Raw genomic sequence first — 518 nt, 5'->3', positions numbered from 1 at the left:
ATGCGATGCAGCAGGAAAATCCAGCTAACCTTACAGGACTCGCTTTAGAACTGAACCAATCAGGGCTGAGGGCAAAAGCAATTCGGACTGACGAAGGATTTTTAGTCCTGAAGGGTTCTGAGGCAAATCATAACACAGCATGCGGCCTGCAGAGAGGATACCAGAAACTGAGAGATCGACTTATTGCACTCGGAGTTCTCGCTGAGAGTTCCGACAACTCTGGCAAATACATTTTTCAAAAGGATTATATCTTCGATGCTCCGTCAGCGGCAGCTTGCGTGATACTTGGACGCAGTGTCAGCGGTCCACAGACGTGGAAGAGTAAAGATGGCAAAACGCTTAAAGAGATAGAAGAAGAAATAGTAGGCGCACGAGGTGCAGAAGGGAGAACAGAAAATGAAGACGTGGGTTTAGAAGATGCCTCTCCCAAATGATTCAAAGTTCATATCTGTCTTGAAAAACTTCCTGCCACGAGAGCGACTCGAGGTCGCACTTCTTTTGCATTTCCAGTTCAGCCT

The 518-nt window shown here is 46.9% G+C and carries 1 protein-coding gene; it reads left to right on the top strand.

Features of this window, described 5'->3' with window-relative positions; all coding sequences use genetic code 11:
* Window positions 1-434 (top strand): DUF4357 domain-containing protein (locus tag NZM05_12735; protein MCS7014481.1); only part of this gene is annotated, 434 nt, incomplete at its 5' end.
* Window positions 435-518 lie beyond the last annotated feature (84 nt).

This window comes from Chloroherpetonaceae bacterium (assembly GCA_025056565.1).
GTDB lineage: Bacteria > Bacteroidota > Chlorobiia > Chlorobiales > Thermochlorobacteraceae > Thermochlorobacter.
Note: the sequence above shows the minus strand (reverse complement) of the source record. Positions and strands in the feature narration are given on the sequence as shown.